This is a genomic window from Corallococcus sp. NCSPR001 (assembly GCF_017309135.1).
In the GTDB taxonomy this organism is placed as follows: domain Bacteria; phylum Myxococcota; class Myxococcia; order Myxococcales; family Myxococcaceae; genus Corallococcus.
Genome location: NZ_JAFIMS010000002.1, coordinates 4,837,833 through 4,861,431 on the forward strand (window position 1 = coordinate 4,837,833; position 23,599 = coordinate 4,861,431).

The 23,599-nt window shown below is 71.2% G+C and carries 1 protein-coding gene (running past one end of the window); it reads left to right on the top strand.

The features are described from left to right. Nucleotides 1–23,599 carry the 5' portion of a non-ribosomal peptide synthetase gene (locus tag JYJ93_RS21805; RefSeq protein ID WP_206794236.1) on the top strand. Its footprint extends 7,895 nt past the window's final position, so the window shows 23,599 of its 31,494 coding nt (coding positions 1–23,599); the start codon lies at nt 1–3; the stop codon falls past the right edge of the window.

The window sequence follows — 23,599 nt, forward strand, 5'->3', positions numbered from 1 at the left end:
TTGCCGCGTTCCCCTGAGCTGACGCCCTCGAATTCCACCCTCGTCGAAATCTTGCGGAGCCGGGCCCAATCGCGGTCCGAACAGCCGCTGTACACCTTCCTGGATGACGCGGGTCAGGAAGACGGAACGCTGAGCTACGCGGGGCTGGACGCGCGGGCGCGGCGGATCGCGGTGGCGCTGCGTAAGGTAGCGAAGCCGGGCGAGCGCGTGATGCTGCTGTATCCGCCCGGCCTGGAGTACGTGGCGGGGTTCTTCGGGTGCCTCTACGCGGGGCTCGTCGCGGTGCCGGCGTATCCGCCGGATCCGATGCGGCTGGAGCGCACGCTGCCGCGCCTGCGCGCGATCATCCAGGACGCGAGCGCGACGGTGGTGCTCACCACGTCCGGCATCCTGTCCATGACGGAGTTCGTCTTCGAGCAGGCGCCGGACTTGCGCTCGCTGCACTGGGTGGGGACGGACGAGATCCCGGCGGGTGGGGAAGCGGACTGGACGCCGCCGGACGTGGACGCGTCCACGCTGGCGTTCCTCCAGTACACGTCCGGGTCCACGGGTTCGCCCAAGGGCGTGATGCTGAGCCACTGCAACCTGGCGCACAACCTGGCGCTGATCACGGACGCGTTCGAGCTGGGCCCCAGCAGCTCGGCCGTCATCTGGCTGCCGCCGTACCACGACATGGGGCTCATCGGCGGCATCCTCACGCCGCTGTACGCGACGTTCCACGCGGCGCTGATGTCGCCGCTGACGATGCTCAAGAACCCGCGCGTGTGGCTGGAGGCCATCACCCGCTACAAGGCCACGATCAGCGGCGGGCCGAACTTCGCGTTCGACCTGTGCGTGCGGCGCATCCCGGCGGAGGAGCGGCAGTCGCTGGACCTGAGCTCGTGGAAGGTGGCGTTCACCGGCGCGGAGCCCGTCCGTCCGGCGACGCTGGACCGCTTCGAGCAGGCCTTCGGGCCGCAAGGCTTCAAGCGGGAGTTCTTCTTCCCGTGCTACGGCCTCGCGGAGGCGACGCTGCTGGTGTCGGGCGGGAGCGTGGCGGCGCCGCCGGTGCGCTGCGCGCTGGATGCTCCGGCGTTGGAGCAGCGCCGGGCGGTGCTGGTGGACGCGGCGAAGCCGGAGGCGCGCGTCCTGGTGGGCAGCGGCGAGGAGCGGCCGGGGCACCCCGTGGTCATCGTGGATCCCCAGACGCGCGAGGCGTGCGCGCCCGGCGGCGTGGGTGAGATCTGGGTGCGCGGCCCGAGTGTGGCGCTGGGCTACTGGAGCAAGCCGGAGGCGACGGCGGAGGCGTTCCAGGCGCGCGTGAAGGGCACGGACGAAGGCCCGTTCCTGCGCACGGGCGACCTGGGCTTCCTGCGTGACGGCGAGCTGTACGTCACCGGCCGGGCCAAGGACCTGATCATCATCCGGGGCCGCAACCACTACCCGCAGGACATCGAGCAGACGGTGGAGGAGAGCCACCCCGCGCTGCGCGCCGGCAGCGTGGCGGCGGTGTCGCTGGAGGTCGCGGGCGAGGAGCGCCTGGTGGTGGTGCAGGAGATCGACCTGCGCAAGGCGGGCAACCTGCGCAAGCAGGTGGACATGGCGGAGGCGGCGGTGAAGGAGATCCGCCAGCGCGTCGCCGAGCGCCACGAGGTCCAGGTGCACGCCGTGGCGCTGATCGAGCCCGGCAGCATCCCGAAGACCTCCAGCGGGAAGATCCAGCGGCACGCGTGCAAGGCGCAGTTCCTCGCGGACGAGCTGCGCACGGTGCTGGTGTGGCGCGAGCCGGGGTTCGAGGAGGCGGAGGAGACGGAAGAGGCCTCGGAGCCTGTCGCGGCGCCGGTGCGTGAAGACGTGCCGGAGGCCGCGCGGGCCACGCTGACGTGGCTGGTGGAGCGCGTGGCGGAGCAGCTGAAGGTGCCGGCGAAGACGGTGGACGTGCGGGAGCCGATCACCCGCTACGGCCTGGATTCGCTGAGCGCGGTGGAGCTGGCGCACGCGGTGGAGAAGGGGCTGGGGATCGCGCTGCCCATGGAGCTGCTGCTTCAGGGGCCGAGCCTGGTGGAGCTGGCGAAGCGCATCACCGCGTCGAAGCAGGAGCCGAAGGCGGCGGTGCTCGCGCCCCGGCCGCGAGGGGCCACGCAGCCCCTGTCGTTCGCGCAGCAGCGCCTGTGGTTCCTGGACCGGCTGGAGCAGGGCAGCGCGCTCTACAGCATCCCGGGAGCGGTGCGGCTGGACGGCGCGCTGGACGCCGAATCGCTGCGCCGGAGCCTGGAGGAGATCGTCCGCCGGCACGAGTCGCTGCGCACGACGTTCCGCGAGGAGAACGGCGAGGCGGTGCAGATCATCCACCCGGCGAAGGCCTTCGAGCTGCCGGTGGTGGACCTGACGGGCTCCCCGGAGGCGTCGCGCGAGGCGGAGGCGCGGCGGTGCGTGGATGAAGAGGCCGTGCGCCCGTTCGACCTGGGCGCGGGGCCGCTGATGCGCGCGCGGTTGCTCAAGCTGGGTGAAGCGAAGCACGTGCTGCTGGTGACGATGCACCACATCGTCTCCGACGGTTGGTCCATGGGCGTGCTCGTGCGCGAGGTCGCCGCGCTCTACGACGCGTTCCGTGGCGGGCGGGGTTCTCCGCTGCCGGAGCTGCGCGTGCAGTACGCGGACTTCGCGCAGTGGCAGCGGGAGTGGCTGCTGGGCGGCGTGTTGGAGAAGCAGGTCGGCTACTGGAAGCAGCGGCTGGCGGGGGCTCCGGCGGTGCTGGAGCTGCCGACGGACTTCGCCCGTCCGGCGTCGCAGACGTACCGCGGCGCGACGGTGCCCGTGAAGCTGGGCGCGGAGCTGAGCAAGGCGCTGGGCGCGCTGGCGAAGCAGGAAGGCGTCACGCCGTACATGCTGCTGCTGGCGGCGTTCCAGGTGCTGCTGGGGCGCTACTCCGGGCAGGACGACATCTCGGTGGGTTCGCCCATCACGGGCCGCTCGCGCGCGGAGACGGAGGGCCTCATCGGCTTCTTCGTCAACACGCTGGTGCTGCGCACGAAGCTGGAGGGCAACCCGTCCTTCCGCGCGCTGCTGGCCCAGGTGAAGGAGACGACGCTGGGCGCGTACGCGCACCAGGACGTGCCGTTCGAGAAGCTGGTGGAAGAGCTCCAGCCGCAGCGCAGCCTGAGCCACGCGCCGTTGTTCCAGGTGATGTTCGCGTTGCAGCAGGACGTGCTGCCGCACTTCCGCCTGCCGGGCGTGGAGCTGTCGCCGTACGACGTGGAGTCGAAGACGGCGAAGTTCGACCTGACGCTCTACCTGACGGAGACGGCGGGCGGGCTGGAAGGCACGCTGGAATACAACACGGACCTGTTCGCCGCGGCGACGGCGCGCCGGATGATGGAGCACCTGCGGGTGCTGCTAGAGTCGCTGCTCACGGATCCGGGCGCGAAGCTGTCCGACCTGTCGCTGATGGGAGCGCAGGAGAAGCAGTCGCTGCTGAAGGACACGTCGGGGACGGACCTGCCGGGCCCGGTGCACGGGACGATGCAGGCGCTCTTCGAGGCGCAGGTGGCGCGCACGCCGGATGCGGCGGCGGTCTACTTCGACGGGCAGGTGCTGACGTACGCGCAGCTGGACGCGCGGGCGAATCAGTTGGCGCATCACCTGCGCGGCCTGGGCGTGGGCCCGGACACGCTGGTGGGTGTGAGCCTGGAGCGCTCCGCGAGCATGGTGGTGGCGCTGCTGGGCGTGCTGAAGGCCGGTGGTGCGTACGTGCCGCTGGATCCGGCGTACCCGCGTGAGCGCCTGGGCTGGATGCTGGAGGACGCGCAGGCGCCGGTGCTGCTGACGCAGCAGAAGCTGCTGGGCGTGCTGCCCGAGCACTCCGCGAAGGCCGTCTGCGTGGATTCGGACTGGGCCGTCATTGCGCGCCAGCCGACGACGCCTGTCACGACGGGCACGGGCGTGGGGAACCTGGCGTACGTGCTGTACACGTCGGGCTCCACGGGCCGTCCGAAGGGCGTGGCGATTGAACAGCGCAGCGTGGTGGCCTTCCTGCACTGGGCGACGGCTGCGTTCACTTCGCGGCAGCTCGCGGGCGTGCTGGCGGCGACGTCGCTGAACTTCGACCTGTCCGTGTTCGAGGTCTTCGCGCCGCTGACCTGCGGCGGTGCCGTCATCGTCGCGGAGAACGCGCTGGCGTTGCCGACGCTGAAGGACGCGGGCCGCGTGACGCTGGTGAACACGGTGCCCTCCGCGATGGCGGAACTGGTGCGCAGTGGGGGCGTGCCGGAGTCGGTGCGTACGGTGAACCTCGCGGGCGAGCCGTTGCTGAACCGGCTGGCGCAGGCGATCTACGGGCTGAAGAACGTGGAGGGCGTCTACAACCTCTACGGCCCGACGGAAGACACGACGTATTCGACGTACACGCGCGTGGAGAAGGACGGCGCGCGTGAGCCGACGATTGGCCGTCCGCTGACGGGTTCGCGCGCGTACGTGCTGGATGCATGGCTGCGTCCGGTGCCGCAGGGGGTTCCGGGTGAGCTGTACCTGACCGGCGCGGGCCTCGCGCGCGGCTACCTGGCGAAGCCGTCGCTGACGGCGGAGCGCTTCGTGCCCAACCCGTTCTCGGTGGAGCCCGGCGCGCGGATGTACCGCACGGGCGACCGGGTGCGCTGGCTGGCCACGGGCGAGCTGGAGTACCTGGGCCGCATCGACTTCCAGGTGAAGGTGCGCGGCTTCCGCATCGAGCTGGGCGAGGTGGAGTCGGCGCTGGCGTCGCAGCCCGGCGTGCGTGAGTCGGTGGTGGTGGTGCGCGAGGACGTACCCGGCGACAAGCGCCTGGTGGCGTACGTGGCGGGCGCTTCGCTGGACGTGGCGGAGCTGCGCAAGGGGCTGAAGGCGCGGCTGCCGGAGTACATGGTGCCGTCGGCGTTCGTCGTGCTGAACGCACTGCCGCTGACGCCGAACGGGAAGGTGGACCGCAAGGCGCTGCCGGTGCCGGAAGCGCAGGCTCAGGCCCGGTACGTGGCGCCGCGCACGGCGACGGAAGAGCAGGTCGCGACGCTCTTCGCGCAGCTGCTGCGCGTGGAGCGCGTGGGCGCGGAGGATTCGTTCTTCGAGCTGGGTGGGCACTCGCTGCTCGCGATGCAGTTGGTCTCCCGGCTGCGCACGGCCTTCAGCGTCGAGGTCCCGCTGCGCTCGCTCTTCGAGCTGAGCACGGTGGCTTCGCTCGCGGCGTTCATCGACGGGAAGCAGCAGCGGGCGGAAGGCGCGAACCTGCCGCCGCTGAAGCGGGTGTCGCGCGAGGGCGCGTTGCCGCTGTCGTTCGCCCAGCAGCGCCTGTGGTTCCTGGACCGGTTGGAGCAGGGCAGCGCGCTCTACAACGTGCCGGGCGCGGTGCGGCTGGAGGGCGCGCTGGATGTGGAGGCCCTGCGGCTGACGCTCCAGGAGATCGTCGCGCGGCACGAGTCGCTGCGCACGACGTTCCGTGAGGAGAACGGCGAGGCGGTGCAGATCATCCACGCCGTGGGCCGGATGGACCTGCCCGTGGTGGACCTGTCGAACGTGGCCGAAGCGGAGACCCAGCGCCTGGTCAACGAGGAGGCCGTGCGGCCCTTCGACCTGGGCACGGGTCCGCTCTTCCGCGCGAAGCTGCTGAAGCTCGGTGAAGCGAAGCACGTGCTGCTGGTGACGATGCACCACATCGTCTCCGACGGTTGGTCCCTGGGCGTCCTCGTGCGCGAGATGGCCGCGCTCTATGAGGCGCACTCGCAGGGCCGCGCCATGCCCATGCCGGAGCTGGCGGTGCAGTACGCGGACTTCGCGCAGTGGCAGCGGGAGTGGCTGCTGGGCGGGGTGTTGGAGAAGCAGGTCGGCTACTGGAAGCAGCAGTTGGCCGGAGCGCCTGCCCTCCTGGAGCTGCAGACGGACTTCGCGCGTCCCGCGGTGCAGACGTACCGGGGCGCCACGGTGCCGGTGAAACTGGGCGCGGACCTGAGCCGGGCGCTGAACGCGCTGGCGAAGCAGGAAGGCGTCACGCCGTACCAGTTGCTGCTGGCCGCGTTCCAGGTGCTGCTGGCGCGGTACTCCGGCCAGGACGACATCTCGGTGGGCTCGCCCATCGCGGGCCGCACGCAGGCGGAGACGGAGGGCCTCATCGGCTTCTTCGTCAACACGCTGGTGCTGCGCACGAAGCTGTCGGGCAACCCGAGCTTCCAGCAGGTGCTCAAGCAGGTGCGCGAGACGACGCTGGGCGCGTACGCGCACCAGGACGTGCCGTTCGAGAAGCTGGTGGAGGAGCTCCAGCCGCAGCGCAGCCTGAGCCATGCGCCGCTGTTCCAGGTGATGTTCGCGCTGCAGCAGGACGTGCTGCCGCACCTGAAGCTGTCGGGCATGGAGCTGTCGCCGTACGAGGTGGAGTCGAAGACGGCGAAGTTCGACCTCACGCTCTTCCTCACGGAGACGGCGGGCGGGCTGGAGGGGACGCTCGAGTACAACACCGACCTGTTCACGGCGTTGACGGCGCAGCGGATGACGGAGCACCTGCGCGTGCTGCTGGAGTCCGTGGCGGTGCGCCCCATGGCGAAGGTGTTCGACCTTTCGCTGATGAGCGCGCAGGAGAAGCAGACGCTGCTGATGGACGTGTCGGGGACGGACCTGCCGGCCCCGGTCAGCGGCACGATGCAGACGCTCTTCGAGGCGCAGGCGGTTCGCACGCCGGACGCGCCCGCTGTCTACTTCGACGGACAGGTGCTGACGTACGCGCAGCTGGAGGCGCAGGCGAACCAGCTGGCGCATCACCTGCGTGGCATGGGCGTGGGCCCGGACACGCTGGTGGGCGTGAGCCTGGAGCGCTCCGCGCGGATGGTGGTGGCGCTGCTGGGCGTGCTGAAGGCGGGTGGCGCCTACGTGCCGCTGGATCCGGCGTACCCGCAGGATCGTCTGGGCTGGATGCTGGAGGACGCGCAGGCGCCGGTGGTGCTGACGCAGCAGAAGCTGCTGGGCGTGCTCCCCGCGCATTCGGCGCGCAACGTGTTCCTGGATACGGATTGGGAGACCATCTCCAAGAACCCTGTTTCGCGCGTCGATGCGCGCACGGGCCTGAGGAACCTGGCGTACGTGCTGTACACGTCGGGTTCGACGGGCCGTCCGAAGGGCGTGGCCATCGAGCAGCGCAGCGTGATCGCGTTCCTGCACTGGGCGACGACGTTCTTCACGCCGCAGCAGCTGTCGGGCATGTTGGCGTCGACGTCGCTGAACTTCGACATCTCGGTGTTCGAAGTCTTCGCGCCGCTGAGCGTCGGTGGTTCCGTCATCGTCGCGGAGAACGCACTGGCGCTCCCGACGATGAAGGACGCAAGCCGGGTGACGCTGGTGAACACGGTGCCCTCCGCGATGGCGGAGTTGCTGCGCAGCGGGGGCGTGCCGGAGACGGTGCGCACCGTGAACCTCGCCGGTGAGCCGCTGCTGAACCGGCTGGCGCAGGCCGTCTACGAGCTGAAGAACGTGGACGCCGTCTACAACTTCTACGGCCCGACGGAAGACACGACGTATTCGACGTACTTGCGAGTGGAGAAGGGCGCGACGCGGGAGCCGACGGTGGGCCGTCTCCTGACGGGCTCGCGGGGGTACGTGCTGGATGCGCGGCTGCGTCCGGTGCCGCAGGGCGTGCCGGGCGAGTTGTACATCGCGGGTGCGGGCCTCTCGCGAGGCTACCTGGCGAAGCCTGCTCTGACGGCGGAACGGTACGTCCCCAACCCGTTCAGCGACGAGCCCGGCGCGCGGATGTACCGCACGGGCGACCGCATCCGGTGGTTGCCGAATGGCGAGCTGGAGTACCTGGGCCGCTTCGACTTCCAGGTGAAGGTGCGTGGTTTCCGCATCGAGCTGGGGGAAGTGCAGTCGGTGCTGTCCACGCAGCCTGGCGTGCGCGAGTCCGTGGTGGTGGTGCGCGAGGACGTGCCGGGCGACAAGCGCCTGGTGGCATACGTCGCGGGCGCGACGCTGGACGTGGCGGAGCTGCGCAAGGGTCTGAAGGCGCGGTTGCCGGAGTACATGGTGCCGTCGGCGTTCGTGGTGCTGAACGCGCTGCCGCTCAATCCGAACGGCAAGGTGGACCGCAAGGCGCTGCCGGTGCCGGAGGCCCAGTCGTCGCAGGGGCAGTACGTGGCGCCGCGTACGGCGACGGAGGAGCAGGTGGCCACCCTCTTCGCGCAGCTGCTGCGCGTGGAGCGCGTGGGCGCGGAGGATTCGTTCTTCGAGCTGGGCGGACACTCGCTGCTGGCGATGCAGTTGGTCTCCCGGCTGCGCACGGCCTTCGGCGCCGAGGTCCCGCTGCGCTCGCTCTTCGAGCTGAGCACGGTGGCTTCGCTCGCGGCGTTCGTGGATGCGGCCGCTTCGGGCCGTGATGCTTCCAAGGCCCCGGCGATCACGCCTCGGCCCCGGAGCGCCACGGAGTCGCTGTCGTTCGCGCAGCAGCGCCTGTGGTTCCTGGACCAGCTGGAGCAGGGCAGCGCCTTCTACAACGTGGCGGGCGGCGTGAAGCTGGAGGGCACGCTGCATGTGGAAGCCATGCGGCGGACCCTGGAAGAGATCGTCCGCCGGCATGAGTCGCTGCGCACGACCTTCCGCGAGGAGAACGGCCAGGCCGTGCAGGTCATCCACCCGGCGAAGCCCTTCGAGCTGCCGGTGGTGGACGTCTCCGGTGCGCAGGACGCGGAAGCACGGCGGTTGGCGGAGGAAGAAGCCGCGCGCCCGTTCGATCTGGGCACTGGCCCGCTCTTCCGCGCGAAGCTGCTGAAGCTGGGCGAGGCGAAGCACGTGCTGCTGGTGACGATGCACCACATCGTCTCCGACGGTTGGTCCCTGGGCGTCCTCGTGCGTGAGGTCGCCGCGCTCTACGAGGCCCAGGTCCTCAACCAGAAGTCCCCGCTGCCAGAGCTGGCGGTGCAGTACTCGGACTTCGCGCAGTGGCAGCGGGAGTGGCTGCTGGGCGGGGTGTTGGAGAAGCAGGTCGGCTACTGGAAGCAGCAACTGGCCGGGGCTCCGGCGGTGCTGGAGCTGCCGACTGACTTCGCGCGTCCCGCGGTGCAGACGTACCGCGGTGCCACGGTGCCGGTGAAGCTGGGCGCGGAGCTGAGCCGCACGCTCAACGCGCTGGCGAAGCAGGAAGGCGTCACGCCGTACCAACTGCTGCTGGCCGCGTTCCAGGTGCTGCTGTCCCGCTACAGCGGCCAGGATGACATCTCGGTGGGCTCGCCCATCGCGGGCCGCACGCAGGCGGAGACGGAGGGGCTCATCGGCTTCTTCGTCAACACGCTGGTGCTGCGCACGAAGCTGTCGGGCAACCCGAGCTTCCAGCAGGTGCTCAAGCAGGTGCGCGAGACGACGCTGGGCGCGTACGCGCATCAGGACGTGCCGTTCGAGAAGCTGGTGGAGGAGCTCCAGCCGCAGCGCAGCCTGAGCCACGCGCCGCTGTTCCAGGTGATGTTCGCGTTGCAGCAGGACGTGCTGCCGCACCTGAAGCTGTCGGGCGTGGAGCTGTCGCCGTACGAGGTGGAGTCGAAGTCCGCGAAGTTCGACCTGACGCTGTCGCTGACGGAGGCGGCGGGCGGGCTGGAAGGGACGCTGGAGTACAACACCGACCTGTTCACGGCGGCGACGGCGCAGCGGATGATGGAGCACCTGCGCGTGCTGCTGGAGTCCGTGGCGGTGCGGCCCATGGCGAAGCTGTCCCAGCTCGAGCTGATGGGCCCGCAGGAGCGTCACCAGGTGCTGGTGGCGTGGAACGACACGCGTGGCGACGTCGCGGGTGACGTGACGTTCCCGACGCTGTTCGAGGCCCAGGTGCGTCGCGCGCCGGACTCGCAGGCGCTGGTGTTCGAGGATGCCTCGCTGACGTACGCGCAGCTGGACGCGCGGGCGAACCAGCTGGCGCACCACCTGCGCACGCTGGGCGTCGGGCCCGAGGTGCGCGTGGCGCTCTGCGTGGAGCGCTCGCTGGAGCTCGCGGTCGCGATGCTCGGCATCCAGAAGGCCGGTGGCGCCTTCGTGCCGCTGGATCCGTCCTACCCGCGTGAGCGCCTGTCCTTCATGCTGGAGGACAGCGGCGCGCCCGTGCTGGTCACGCAGTCGTCGCTGAGCCAGCAGCTGCCCTCCGACGGCCTGCGCGTCGTGCGCATGGACGTGGAGGCGGCGCACCTCCAGACGCTGCCGGAGTCCGCTCCGGCCTCCAGCGCCAACGCGGACACCCTGGCGTACGTCATCTACACGTCCGGCTCCACGGGCCGCCCCAAGGGCACGCTGCTGCCGCACCGGGGCCTCAACAACACCGCCCGGCAGGCCGCCGCGGCGAAGGGCCTGGGCTCGGGACAGCGCGCGTTGCAGTACGCGGCGTCCAGCTTCGACGCCAGCGTGTGGGAGGTGTTCAGCACGCTCGTGTCCGGGGCCACGCTGGTGCTCGCGCCTCGCGACCGGCTGCTGCCGGACGAGCCGCTGCGCACGCTGCTGAAGTCGCAGCGCATCACCACCGTGACGCTGACGCCGTCGGTGCTCGCGCAGTTGAGCACGGACGGGCTGGACGGCGTGTCCACCATCGTCTCCGCCGGTGAGGCGCTGAGCGTGGAGATGGCTCGCAAGTGGGGGCAGGGGAGGACGCTGATCAACGCGTACGGCCCCACCGAGACCACGGTCTGCGCGACCCTCACGCACGGCGGTGTCCGCGCGGAGCGCCTGACCATCGGCAAGCCGCTGGCGAACGTGCAGGTGTACGTGTTGGATGCCCTGCACCACCCGGTGCCCGTGGGCGTGGCCGGAGAGCTGTACGTCGCGGGCGAAGGTCTGGCGCGCGGCTACCAGGGCCGGCCGGACATGACGGCCGAGAAGTTCGTCCCCCACCCGTTCAGCAACGAGCCCGGCGCGCGGCTGTACCGCACCGGCGACCGCGTGCGCTGGCTGGCCGAGGGCGAGATCGAATACCTGGGCCGCATCGACCACCAGGTGAAGGTGCGCGGCTTCCGCATCGAGTTGGGTGAAATCGAGGCCGTGCTGCTGCGCCACGCGGACGTGCGCGAGGCGGCGGTCGTGGTGCGAGAGGACGTCCCGGGCGACAAGCGGCTGGTCGGCTACGTCGTGCCGCAGCCGGGCCGGATGGTGGACGCGGCCTCGCTGCGCAAGCACCTGAAGGACGGCGTGCCGGAGTACATGGTGCCGGCGGCGTTCATGGTGCTGGACGCGCTGCCGATGACGCCCGCCGGCAAGGTGGACCGCAAGGCCCTGCCGGCCCCCACGGGAGCGCTCACGCGCCCTGATGCCTACGTGGCCCCGCGCACGCCGACGGAAGAGCGCGTGGCGGCCCTCTTCGCGCGCGTGCTCACCGTGGAGCGCGTGGGCGCGGAGGATTCGTTCTTCGAGCTGGGCGGCCACTCGCTGATGGCCACGCAGTTGGTGTCGCGCCTGCGCGGCGAGTTCCAGGTGGAGCTGCCCCTGCGCGCGCTCTTCGAGTCCCCGACGGTGGCCGCCCTGGCCGCCCGCGTGGACGAGGCCACCGGCGCCGAGCGGAAGTTCAAGACGCCGCCGCTCAAGCCCGCGTCCCGCGAGGGCTCGCTGCCGCTGTCCTTCGACCAGGAGCGCCTCTGGCTCTTCGAGCAGCTCACGCCGGGCACGCCCATCTACAACGTGCCCAGCGCGGCCCGCTTGAGCGGCGACCTGGACGTCGACGTGCTCCGCCGCGGCCTGGAGGAGATCGTCCGGCGCCACGAGGCGCTGCGCACCGTCTTCCATCAGGACGCGTCGGGCGCGCCCGTGCAGGTCGTCCTGGCGGCGAAGCCGTTCGCGCTGCCCGTGGTGGACCTGTCCTCGCTGCCCGCCGACCAGGCGGAGGCCGAGGCCCGGAAGCACCTGAACGCGGAGGCCGCCCGGCCGTTCGACCTGGTGCAGGGCCCGCTGCTGCGCGCCCAGTTGCTGAAGCTGAGCGCGCGTGAGCACGTGCTGTGCCTCGCCATGCACCACATCGTGGTGGATGGCTGGGCCGTGGGCGTGTTCATGCACGAGCTCCAGGCGCTCTACACCGCGTTCTCGCGCGGAGAGGCCTCGCCGTTGCCCGCGCTGCCCGTGCAGTACGCGGACTACACCCTCTGGCACCGCCAGTGGCTGAGCGGTGACGTGCTGGAGCAGCAGATCTCCTGGTGGAAGAAGAAGCTCGCCGGAGCGCCCCGCATCGCGCTGCGCACGGACGCGCCGCGCCCCGCGGGCGACCGCTTCCACGGTGACAGCCGCCGCTTCCACCTGTCCCCGGACCTCACGTCCCGCATCGAGGCGCTGGGACGAGGGGAGGGCGCCACGCTGTTCATGGTGCTGCTCGCCGCGTTCGACGCGCTCCTGCACCGCCGCACGGGCCAGGACGACATCGTCGTGGGCACGGACATCGCGAACCGCGCCCGCGAGGAGCTGGAGTCGCTGGTCGGCTTCTTCACCAACCAGCTCGTCCTGCGCACGCAGGTGTCGGGCGACCTGTCCTTCCGCGCGCTGCTGGATCGCGTGCGCAAGGGGACCCTGGACGCCTACGAGCACCAGGACCTGCCCTTCGGCACCCTGGTGCAGGCGCTCAAGCCGCCGCGCGAGCCGGGTGGCCAGCTCTTCAACGTGAAGTTCGTGCTGGAGAACGCGCCGCTGCCGCCGCTCCAGCTCCCCGGCCTGGAGCTGAGCCTCCTGGACGCGGAGACGAACGGGACCGCGAAGTGGGACCTGCTCGTCGTCGTGTTCCCGTGGCAGGGCGGGCTCACCGTCACGGTGGAGCACAACACGGACGTGCTCGACCGCGCGTCGGTGGAGCGCCTGTTCGCCCACTTCGAGTCGCTGCTGCGCGCCGTCGTGGAGAATCCCGAGCACCGCATCGGCACGCTGCCGCTGCTCACGCCGGATGAGCGCACCACGCTCGCCGCGTGGAACGACCGCCCGCGCACGTATCCGCACGGCCAGCCCGTGTCGCGTGTCTTCGAGGCGCAGGCCGCTCGCGCCCCGGACGCGGTCGCCGTGAGCTTCGAAGGCGAGACGCTCACCGCCGGCCAGCTCAACGCGCGCGCCAACCAGCTCGCGCACCACCTGCGTGCCCTGGGCGTCAGGCCCGGCAAGCGCGTGGGCGTGTCCCTGGAGCGCTCGTTGGATCTCGTCGTGGCGGTGCTGGGCATCGCCAAGGCGGGCGGCGCGTACGTGCCGCTCGACCCCAGCTTCCCCACCGAGCGCCTCTCGATGCTCATCGAGGACGCGGGCCTGTCCGCGCTGGTCAGCGTCTCCGCCATCGCGGACGAGCTGCCCGCGCAGTGGCTCCAGGTGGTCTGCCTGGATGACGACGCGGCCGCGCTCGCGAAGCGTCCGGACACGAACCTCGACACCGCGCCCACGGGCGAGGACGAGCTGTACGTGCTCTACACCTCCGGCTCCACGGGCCGCCCCAAGGGCGTGTCCGTGCCCCACCGCGCCGTCGTGCGCCTAGTGTGCGGTCCGGAGTGGGTGAACCTGTCGTCGAAGGAGGTCTTCCTCCAGCTGGCGCCGCTCGCGTTCGACGCGTCCACCTTCGAGCTGTGGGGCGCGATGCTCAACGGCGCGAAGCTCGCCGTGTTCCCGCCGCGCGCGCCCACCCTGGACGAGCTGGGCCAGGTCATCACCCGCGAGGGCGTGAGCACCCTGTGGCTCACCGCCGGTCTGTTCCACCAGATGGTGGACGGCAACCTGGACGGCCTGCGTCCCGTGCGCCAGCTGCTGGCGGGTGGTGACGTGCTGTCCCCCGCGCACGTGCTGCGCGTGATGGAGCAGCTGCCGGGCTGCCGCGTCATCAACGGCTACGGCCCCACGGAGAACACGACGTTCACCGCGTGCTACCCGGTGGAGAACGCTCAAGCGCTGGGCATCTCCGTGCCCATCGGCCGCCCCATCAACGGCACGCGCGTGCACGTCCTCAACGCGTCCCTGGAGCCCGTGCCCCTGGGCGCCCCCGGAGAGTTGTTCGCGGGCGGCGACGGCCTGGCGCACGGCTACCTGAACCAGCCGGAGCTGACGGCGGAGAAGTTCATCCCGGATCCGTTCAGCACCGTGCCGGGCGCGCGGCTGTACCGCACCGGCGACCAGGTCCGTTTCCGCGCGGACGGCGCGCTGGAGTTCCTGGGCCGCATCGATCAGCAGGTGAAGGTGCGCGGCTTCCGCATCGAGCCGGGCGAGATCGAAACGGCGCTGCGCGGACACCCGTCCGTGCTCGACGTCACCGTCGCCGTGCAGGAGGTCGCGGGCGAGAAGGCGCTGGTGGCCTACGTCGTCACGGAGGAGGGCGCGGAGCCGTTGGGCGTGGACACGATGCGTTCGTTCCTCCACGACAAGCTGCCCGCGTACATGGTGCCCACGGCGCTGATGGCGATGGACGCGCTGCCGCTCACGCCCAACGGCAAGGTGGACCGTCGCGCGCTGCCCGTGCCCGGCAGCGAGCGTCCGCAGATGTCCACGGCGTACGCCGCTCCTCGCACCATGGAGGAGACCGCGCTGTGCGAGGTCTGGGCGGAGGTGCTCGGCGTGGAGCGCGTCGGTATCGACGACAGCTTCTACGACCTGGGCGGTGACTCCATCCGCAGCATCCAGCTCATCGCGAAGCTGCGTGAGCGCGGGCTGGATCTGCCCATGGTGGAGCTGCTGCGCCAGCCCACCATCCGCGCGCTGGGCAACCTGGTGCACGCGGCCCCGTCGAAGGCCGCGGCGCAGGCCGTCCCTGGCTCGGAGCCCTTCAGCCTGCTGTCCGACGCGGACCGCGCGCGCCTGCCCTCGGACGTGGAGGACGCGTACCCGGTCGCCGTGCTCCAGGCCGGCATGCTCTTCCAGAGCGAGCTGGATCAGGCGTCCGGCATGTACCACGACGCCACCAGCTACCACCTGGAGATGGCGCTGGATGAGGCGAAGATGCGCCAGCTGCTGGCCGAGCTGGCCCGCCGCCACGCCATCCTGCGCACGTCGTTCGACCTCACCGGTTACGAGCAGCCGTTGCAGTTCGTGCACCGCGAGGCCCAGGTGCCGCTGGAGCTCCACGACGTGCGCCACGTGCCCGCCGCCGAGCAGGACGCGCTCTTGCGCAAGCTCGTGGAAGAGGACCGCTGCCGTCCGTTCGACTGGAGCCGCGCGCCGCTCCTGCGCTTCGCGATCTACCGGCGCACGGAGAAGACGCTCCAGTTCTCGCTCATCTTCCACCACGCCATCCTGGATGGCTGGAGCCTCGCGACGCTGCTGTCGGAGCTGTTCCGCGGCTACGTGAACCTGCTGCGCGGCACGCCGGCCCCGGAGGCGGCGCCGCTGGCCGTCACCTACCGCCAGTTCGTCGCGCTGGAGCACCAGTCGCTCACCTCCGGCGAGGGCGAGCGGTTCTGGAAGTCGCGCCTGTCGGAAGTGGACCGTCCTGCTCCCCGCGCGCCGCTGCCCGCGGGCCAGGAGCCGGTGCTGAGCATGCGGCAGGTGGACGTGCCCGCGGCGCTCCAGGAAGGACTCCAGCGCGTGGCGCAGGCGGCCAACGTGCCGCTGAAGACCGTGCTGCTGGCGGCGCACCTGCGCGTGCGCGCGCTCATGGAGGGACAGCGCTCGGTGGTCACGGGCGTGGTCTCCAACGGCCGTCCGGAGACGGCCGACAGTGAGCGCATGGTGGGCCTGTTCCTCAACAGCATCCCGTTCCCGGTGACGCTAGAGGACGGCACGTGGTTGGACCTGGTGCGCCAGGTGTCGAAGGCGGACGGCGACATCTGGCCGCACCGCCGCTACCCCATGGGCCGGTTGCAGCAGCAGTTGGGCGGCCAGCGGTTGTTCGAGACCATCTTCAACTTCGTCCACTTCCACGTGGCCGGAGGCCTGTCGCAGCTCGAAGGCGTGCGCCTGCTGGAGGAGACGCCGTCCACCGCGTGGATGGAGCTTCCGCTGAGCACGCTGTTCCTCCAGCGCCCGGACACCGGCGCGCTGATGCTCGTGCTGCGCACCAACGGCACGCAGCGCGACGCGGACCAGACGGAGGCGCTGGCGGGCTACTACTTCCGCGCCCTCGAGGCGATGGCCGCCAACCCGCAGGCGCGTCACGAGCACGCACGGCTGCTGCCGGACACCGAGCGCCAGAAGCTGCTGGTGGAGTGGAACGCCACGGGCACACAGCCCGCGGGCGACACCTGCGTCCACGAGCGCTTCGCCGTCCACGCGGCCCGCACGCCGGACGCCGTGGCGGTGGTCTGCGACGACGGCCAGCTCACCTACGGGGAGCTGAACCGCCGGGCCAACCAGCTCGCGCACTGGCTGCGCGCGCGCGGCGTGGGCCCGGATGCGCGCGTGGGCCTGCTCACCGAGCGCACCCCGGATGCCATCGTCGGCATGATGGGCATCCTCAAGGCCGGCGGCGCGTACGTGCCGCTGGATCCGTCGCATCCGCCGGAGCGCCTGCGCACGGTGCTGGAGGACGCGTCGGCTTCGCTCGTCGTGACCCAGGCCTCGCTCGCCGCGAACGTGGCGGACGCCTCCAGGGGACACGTGTGCCTGGACTCCGACGCCGCGATGCTGTCGCGCGAGCGTGAGGACGACCCCAAGCGCCTGGGCGACGCGAGCTCGCTGGCCTACGTCATCTTCACGTCCGGCTCCACGGGCCGGCCCAAGGGCGTGGCCATCGAGCACCGTCAGCTCAACCACTACGTGGAGGGCGTGACGCTCCGGCTGGAGCTGCCCCCGGCGGCGAGCTTCGCGTCGGTGTCCACGCTGGCCGCGGACCTGGGCCACACCGCCGTCTTCCCGACGCTGAGCGGCGGCGGCACGCTGCACCTCATCTCGCGCGACCGGGCGTCCGATCCGGCCGCGCTGGGCGACTACTTCCAGCGCCACGCGGTGGACTGCTTGAAGATCGTCCCCTCGCACCTGACGGCGCTGCTGTCCTCGCCGTCGCCCGAGCGCGTCCTGCCGCGCAAGCGGCTGGTGCTGGGCGGTGAAGCGTCCGATCCGGCGCTCGTGGCGCGAGTGCATGCGCTCGTGCCCGGGCTCGAAGTCTTCAACCACTACGGCCCCACCGAGACCACGGTCGGCGTGCTGACGTGGAAGGTGGAGCGCGGTACGCAGCTGTCCGCCACGGCCTCCGTGCCGCTGGGCCGGCCGCTGCCCAACGCGCGGATGTACGTGCTGGACGCGGCGCTTCAGCCCGTCCCCGTGGGCGTGCCCGGCGAGCTGTTCATCGGCGGCGCGGGCGTGGCCCGGGGCTACCTGGGCCGGCCGGACCTCACGATGGAGCGCTTCCTCGCGGATCCGTTCCACCCGGAGCCGGGCGCGCGCGTGTACCGCACGGGCGACCGCGTCCGTTACCTGCCGGACGGCGCGCTGGAGTTCCTGGGCCGCGTCGACTTCCAGGTGAAGGTGCGCGGCTTCCGCATCGAGCTGCCGGAGATCGAAGCCGCGATGAGCGGCCTGCCCGGCGTGGCGGAGGTCGTCGTGCTGGCGCGCGAGGACGTGCCGGGCGACAAGCGCCTGGTGGCCTACGTCGTCGCGGTGCCCGGCCACACGCTGGAGGCCGGGGCGCTGCGCCAGGGCCTGAAGTCGCGGCTGCCGGACTACATGGTGCCGTCCGCCTTCGTCATGCTGGACGCGCTGCCGCTCACGTCCAACGGCAAGGTGGACCGCCGCGCGCTGCCCGCGCCGGAGAAGGAGTCCGAAGCCGGCCGCGCCCACGTGGCCCCGCGCACTCCCACCGAGGAACTCATCGCGGGCCTGTGGTCCAAGCTGCTGGGCGTGGAGCGCGTGGGCGTGAAGGACGACTTCTTCGCGCTCGGCGGCCACTCGCTGCTGGCGACGCAGATGATCTCCCGCATCCGCAGCGCGTTCCGCGTGGAGCTGCCCCTGCGCGCGCTCTTCGAGGCGACCACGGTGGAGACGCTCTCCGCCCGCGTGGATGAGGCCGTCCGCCAGGGCTTCGGCCTGGAGGCGCCGGCCATCGTGCCGCTGTCGCGTGAGCACACGCTGCCGCTGTCGTTCGCGCAGCAGCGCCTGTGGTTCCTGGATCAGCTGGAGCCGGACAGCGCGTTCTACAACATCGCCGCGCCGGTGATGCTGGACGGCTCGCTGGAAGTGGCCCCGCTGGAGCAGGCCTTCACGGAGCTGGTGCGCCGTCACGAGGTGCTGCGCACCACCTTCCGCGCGGAGGGTGGCAACCCCATCCAGGTCGTCCACCCGGCGGCCCCCATGCCGCTGCCCCTCGTGGACCTCACGCACCTGCCGGAGGCGGAGCGCGAGGCGAAGGCGCAGCGTCTGGCGGACGAGGACGCGGGCAGGCCGTTCAACCTGGCCACGGGCCCGCTCTTGCGCGCCACGCTGGTGCGCATCTCGGACGTGCGCCACATGCTGCTGCTCACGGTGCATCACATCGTGTCCGACGGCTGGTCGCGCGGCGTGCTCGTGCGCGAAGTGGCCGCGCTCTACGAGGCCTTCCGTCAGGGCAAGCCGTCGCCCTTGCCGGAGCTGCCGGTGCAGTACGCGGACTACTCGGGCTGGCAGCGTGGCTGGCTCCAGGGCGACGTGCTGAAGAAGCAGGTCGGCTACTGGAAGCAGCAGCTCACCGGCGCGCCCTCCGCGCTGGAGCTGCCCACGGACTTCCCGCGCCCGGCGGTGCAGACGTACCGCGGTGAGACGCTGCCCTTCACGCTGCCGCGCGAGCTGTCGGATGCCCTGCGTGCCCTGGCGCTGAAGGAAGGCGTCACGCCGTACATGCTGCTGCTCACCGCGTGGCAGGTGCTGCTGGCGCGCCACGCGGGCCAGGACGACGTCACGGTGGGTTCGCCCGTGGCCGGCCGTGGCCGCATGGAGACCGAAGGCCTCATCGGCTTCTTCATCAACACGCTCGTGCTGCGCACGCGGCTGGAAGGGGACCCCTCGTTCCGCCAGGTGCTCGCGCGGGTGCGGGAGTCGGTGCTGGGCGCGCACGCGCACCAGGAAGTGCCCTTCGAGAAGCTGGTGGAGGAGCTGCAGCCGGTGCGCGACACCAGCCGCTCGCCGCTCTTCCAGGTGTGGTTCGTGCTGCACCAGGAGCTGGCGGCGAAGCTGTCCGTGCCGGGCCTCACCCTGAGCGCCTACGAGGCGGAAGCACGCACCGCGAAGTTCGACCTGGCCCTGTCCATGCTGGACGCGGCGGACGGCTTCGTGGGCCGCCTGGAGTACAACTCCGACCTGTTCGCCCGCACGACCGCGGAGCGGATGATGGCGCGCCTGCACGTGCTGCTCTCGGGCATCGTCGCGAAGCCCGAGTCCGCCGTGGGCGAGCTGCCCCTGCTGTCCGCCGAGGAGCAGCACCAGGTGCTGGTGGGCTGGAACAGCGTCCGCGCGGAGCTGCCGCGCGAGGCGACCATCCACTCGCTCATCGCGGCGCACGCGGAAGCCACGCCGGACGCGGTGGCGCTCGTGTACGAGGACCAGTCGCTCACGTACGCGGAGCTGGACGTGAAGGCGAACCAGCTGGCGCACCACCTGCGCCGCCGGTACGTCGGACCTGAAGTGCGCGTGGCGCTCTGCCTGGAGCGCTCGCTGGATCTCGTGGTGGGCATGCTCGGCATCCTCAAGGCCGGCGGCGCGTTCATCCCGTTGGATCCGTCGTACCCGGTGGAGCGGCTCGACTACATGCTGTCGGACTCGGGCGCGCCGGTGCTGGTGACGCAGGAGTCGCTGATGGACTCGCTGCCCACCGACGGCCGCCTGACCATCCAGTTGGACATGGACGTGGACGCCATCGAGCGGATGCCGGAGGAGGCGCCGCGCTCGAGCACGTCCGCGCACAACCTGGCGTACGTCATCTACACGTCCGGCTCCACGGGCCGTCCCAAGGGCACGCTGCTCCAGCACGAGGGCCTGGTGAACACGGCCCTGCGCGCCGCCGCGGCGAAGCGGGTGGGGCCGGGCAGCCGCGTGTTGCAGTACGCGGCGTCCAGCTTCGATGCGAGCGTCTGGGAGATCTTCAGCACCCTGGCCGCGGGCGCCACGCTGGTGCTCGCGCCGCGCGACCGGCTGATGCCGGACGAGCCGCTGCGCACGCTGCTGAAGGAGCAGGGCATCACCACCGCCACGCTGACCCCGTCGGTGCTCGCGCAGCTGAGCACGGAAGGGCTGGAGGGCCTGCGCAGCGTGGTGTCCGCGGGTGAGGCGCTGAGCGTGGAGCTGGCGCGCAAGTGGGGCGCGGGGCGCTTGATGATCAACGCCTACGGCCCCACGGAGGCCACGGTCTGCGCGACGCTGACCGAAGGCGGCGTGAATCCGGAGCGCATCACCATCGGCAAGCCGTGGGCGAACGCGCAGGTGTACGTGCTGGACGCTTCGCGGCGTCCGGTGCCGGTGGGCGTGGCCGGTGAGCTGTACATCGGCGGCGTGGCGCTGGCGCGCGGCTACCAGGGTCGGCCGGACCTGACGGCGGAGAAGTTCGTGCCGCATCCGTTCAGCCAGGAGCCGGGCGCCCGCGTGTACCGCACGGGCGACCGCGTGCGCTGGCTGGCCACGGGCGAGTTGGAGTACCTGGGCCGCATCGACTTCCAGGTGAAGGTGCGCGGCTTCCGCATCGAACTGGGCGAAGTCGAATCCGTGCTGCTGCACCACACGGACATCCGTGAGGCGGCGGTCGTGGTGCGCGAGGACGTGCCGGGCGACAAGCGCCTGGTGGCGTACGTCGTCGCGCAGGAGGACACCGAGCTGGATGTCGCGGAGCTGCGGCGCCACCTGAAGGGCGAGGTGCCGGAGTACATGGTGCCTTCCGCCTTCGTGGTGCTGGAGGCGCTGCCGATGACGCCCGCGGGCAAGGTGGACCGCAAGGCGCTGCCCGCGCCGTCCGACGCCCGCACGGAGCGCAGCGAGGCGGAGTTCGCCGCGCCGCGCACGCCGACGGAGGAGATGCTCGCCACGGTCTGGACGGAGGTCCTGGACGTGAAGCGGGTGGGGGTGCGCGACAACTTCTTCGACCTGGGCGGGCACTCGCTGCTGGCCACGCAGGTCGCCTCGCGCATCCGCGAGGCGTTCGGCGTGGAGCTGCCGCTGCGCGCGCTCTTCGAGGCGCCCACCATCGCGGACCTGGCCCAGCGCGTGGACCAGTCCGTGCGTTCGGAGCAGGGACTCCAGGCGCCGCCCATCGTGCCGCTGCCGCGCGAAGGCTCGCTGCCGCTGGGTCTTGCCCAGCAGCGGCTGTGGTTCCTGGACCAGATGGAGCCGGACAGCGCGTTCTACAACATCGTGCTGCCCGTCCGTCTGGAGGGTGAGCTGGACCTGGGCGTGCTGGAGCGGACCTTCACGGAGCTGGTGCGCCGCCACGAATCGCTGCGCACCACCTTCCACGCGGAAGGCGACCAGCCCGTGCAGCGCATCCACCCTCCCGCGCCCGCGTCGCTCAACGTCGTGGACCTGAGCGGCCTGCCGGACGCGGAGCGCGAGGCCGAGGCGAAGCGCCTGGCCGACGCGGAGACCAACCGGGGCTTCAAGCTGGCCACGGGGCCGCTCATGCGCGCCCTCATCCTGCGCATGTCCCAGACGGAGCACGTGCTGCTCCTGTCGCTGCACCACATCATCACGGACGGCTGGTCCATGAGCCTGCTCGTCCGGGAGATCGCCGCCATCTACGCGGCCTTCCGCGAGGACAAGCCGTCGCCCCTGCCGGAGCTGCCGGTGCAGTACGCGGACTACGCGGGCTGGCAGCGCGACTGGCTGCGCAGCGACGTGATGGGCAAGCACGTGGAGTACTGGCGGCAGCAACTGGCCGGTGCACCCTCCGCGCTGGAGCTGCCCACGGACTTCCCGCGCCCGGCGGTGATGACGTACTCGGGCGGTGGCGTGGCGGTGAAGGTGCCGCAGGCGCTGTCGCAGCGGATCAAGGCGCTGTGCCGCGAGAAGGCCGTGACGCCGTTCATGTTCCTGCTGGCGGCGTGGCAGGTGCTCCTGGCGCGCCACGCGGGCCAGGACGACATCAGCGTGGGCTCTCCGGCCGCGGGCCGCGGGCACTCGTCGACGGAGGGCATCATCGGCTTCTTCGTCAACACGCTGGTGCTGCGCGCGAAGCTGGAAGGCAACCCGTCCTTCCGCGACGTGCTCACCCAGGTGCGTGACACGGTGCTGTCCGCGCACGTCCACCAGGAGGTCCCGTTCGAGAAGCTGGTGGAGGAGCTGCACCCGGTGCGCGACACCAGCCGCTCGCCGCTCTTCCAGGCCATGTTCGTGCTCCAGGCGGAGGAGCTGTCCGGTCAGGTGTCCGTGGCCGGTCTCACGCTGAAGACGTTCGAGGCGGAAGCGCGCACGGCGAAGTTCGACATGTCCCTGTCGCTGGCGGACGCGTCCGAGGGCTTCCTGGGCCGGCTCGCGTACAACTCCGACCTGTACTCCCGCGTCACCGCCGAGCGGCTGGTGCAGCACTTCGTGATGCTGCTGGAAGGCATCGCCGCGGACATGAGCCAGCGCGTGATGGCGCTGCCGCTCATGACGGAGGACGAGGCGCGGCAGGAGCTGGTCGTGTGGAACGACACCCGCGTGGACTTCCCGCGCCAGGCCTGCATCCAGTCGTTCATCGAGGCGCATGCCCGCTTCACGCCGGACGCCGTGGCGCTCGTCTACGAGGACACGTCGCTCACGTTCGCGCAGCTGGACGCGAAGGCGAACCAGCTGGCGCACCACCTGCGCACCCTGGGCGTCGCGCCCGAAGTGCGCGTGGCGCTCTGCCTGGACCGGTCGCTGGACCTGGTGGTCGGCATGCTGGGTGTGCTCAAGGCCGGCGGCGCGTTCGTGCCGCTCGACCCGGCGTACCCCATCGACCGGCTCGACTACATGCTGGAGGACAGCGGCGCCACGGTGCTGGTGACGCGCGGCGAGCCCATGCCGGGCCTGCACGCGGAAGACCGCGTGGGGCTGCACCTGGATGACGTCCGCGACGTCCTCCAGGCCCTGCCCACAACGGCGCCGTCCGTGAGCATGACCTCCGCCAACCTGGCGTACGTCATCTACACGTCCGGCTCCACGGGCCGTCCCAAGGGCACGCTCTTGCAGCACCAGGGCCTGGTGAACACGGCCCTGCAGGCGGGCCGCGCGCACCGCTACGCGCCGGGCAGCCGCGTGTTGCAGTACGCGGCGTCCAGCTTCGACGCCAGCGTGTGCGAGGTGTTCGGCACGCTCGTCGCCGGGGCCACGCTGGTGCTCGCGCCGCGCGACCGGCTGCTGCCGGACGAGCCGCTGCGCACGCTGCTCCAAGAGCAGCGCATCACCGCCGTCACCCTGACGCCGTCGGTGCTCGCGCAGCTGGGCACCGAAGGGCTGGAGGGCCTGCGCACCGTCATCTCCGCCGGCGAGGCGCTGAGCGTGGAGCTGGCGCGCAAGTGGGGCGAAGGGCGCTTGATGATCAACGCCTACGGCCCCACGGAGGCCACGGTCTGCGCGACGCTGACCGAGAACGGCGCGAACCCGGAGCGGCTCACCATCGGCAAGCCGTGGGCGAACGTGCAGGTGTACGTGCTGGATGACGCGCTCCGGCCGCAGCCGACGGGCGTCCCGGGCGAGCTGTACGTGGCGGGCGTGGGCCTGGCGCGTGGCTACCAGGGCCGGCCGGACCTCACGGCGGAGCGGTTCATCCCGAACCCGTTCAGCCAGG